1 protein-coding gene and 1 pseudogene are annotated in these 1,748 nt (G+C 67.0%); both read left to right on the top strand.

Translation table 11 applies throughout. The features are described from left to right. Positions 1-295: 295 nt before the first annotated feature. Complete coding sequence (locus DJ73_RS02715; RefSeq protein WP_094523274.1) at positions 296-571, top strand: PadR family transcriptional regulator; 276 nt, start codon at positions 296-298, stop codon at positions 569-571. A gap of 130 nt (positions 572-701) precedes the next feature. Further along, a pseudogene (locus tag DJ73_RS02710) lies at positions 702-1,748 on the top strand (aminotransferase class III-fold pyridoxal phosphate-dependent enzyme); the annotation flags it as partial.

Here is a 1,748-nt window from a genome sequence, read left to right as displayed (position 1 = left end):
GGTCCGAATCGGCCCGCCGAGTACATCGCCCGCCGAGTCTAAGATCCGCCGAGTCTAGCGTCCGTCGGCCCTCGACTCCGGCGATCGACCCGACTCATCCGTCGCTCCGATCCGACATATCAAATCCCGGATCCTCGGTCGGCGGGCCGATTCGGACCCGATCCGGTGGGTCGTAGTTGCCCGACTGACACGACGAAACCGGAAATATCGAGTGACTGCGGGGGTCGAACCGCTGATCGATGCCGTTTATAACGGTATATTTATTTATTTAGAACGGCAATGTCCGGTCAGTTGCATGTACGACCTCACGGGTTTTCAGCGTGACCTGCTCTACGTGATCGCCGGCCTGGACGAGCCCCACGGGCTCGCGATCAAAGAGGAGCTGGAGGACTACTACGAGAAAGAGATCCACCACGGCAGGCTCTACCCCAACCTCGACACGCTCGTCGAGAAGGGCCTCGTCGAGAAGGGCCAGCGGGACCGGCGCACGAACTACTACACCCTGACCCGCCGCGGCCGACGCGAGATCGAGGCCCGGACGGAGTGGGAGACCGAGTACGTCGACCACTGAGCGGTCGGTTCCGTCTCCGCGGTCCCTCCCTCTCGCCTCTCTCTCCCCGCGCCGCGAGCCGCGGTTGGATGTTTCTCCAACGACCGCCGAATCGCCCCGGATTTATTCCATCCGCGTGCCACGCGTCACCATGGATCGCCACACGGCCACGCCCGACGTCACGGACCTCCCGGGCGATCGCGCGCGGGAGTGGGTCGACTACCACCACGAGTCGGCCGCGCCGAGCACGTACGTCTACGAGTTCGTCTGGGACCGCACCGCGCCCGCCGAGGGCCCGTTCTGCACCGACGTCGACGGCAACGTCCTCATGGACTTCACGAGCCACGTCGCCGCCGCGCCGCTCGGGTACAACAACCCGAAGATCATGGAACCGCTCGCGGAGTTCGACCTGGTCGACCCGCTGAAGATCGCGGGTCAGGACTTCTACGTCGCCGGCGGCGAGTCGCCCGGCGACGGGCTCCCGGGCTCGTCCGGGCTGATGGAGCGGCTCACCGAGGTCACCGACCACTACGACATGGACACCGTCTTCCTCTCGAACTCCGGGGCCGAGGCGGTCGAGAACGCGATCAAGATCGCGTACGACGACTCCGGCGGCGCCAAGCACGCGATCACCTTCGACGGCGCGTTCCACGGGCGGACGCTCGGCGCGCTCTCGCTCAACCGGTCCAAATCCGTTTACCGCCGGGAGTTCCCGGAGATCAGCGGCGTCCACGACGCCCCGTTCTGCGACGACCGGACCTGCACCCCGGAGACCTGCTCGTGCGGCTTCTTCGTCGACGGCGTCTCTCGGCTCCGGGAGAAGCTCGACCCCGAGCGCGGTCACATCGACCCGGACGACGTGGCGTACCTCATCTTGGAGCCGATCCAGGGCGAGGGCGGCNNGCCGCCCTCGTCGACGAGCACGACATCACCTTGATCGCCGACGAGATCCAGTCCGGCGTCGGTCGCACCGGCGAGATGTGGGGGTCCGACCACTACGCGCTCGAACCGGACGTGATCTCCAGCGCCAAGGGGCTCCGCGTCGGCGCGACGGTCTCCCGCTCGGACGTGTTCCCCGAGGAGAAGAGTCGGCTCTCGTCGACGTGGGGCGCCGGCGACGTGATCGCCTCCGCGCAGGGCGCGCTCACGCTCGACGCCATCCGGGAGTACGACCTCATGGACAACGCCACGGTCCGGG

Source organism: Halorubrum sp. Ea1, from assembly GCF_002252965.1.
GTDB lineage: Archaea > Halobacteriota > Halobacteria > Halobacteriales > Haloferacaceae > Halorubrum.
This window is presented reverse-complemented; position numbering and strand designations above follow the sequence as displayed.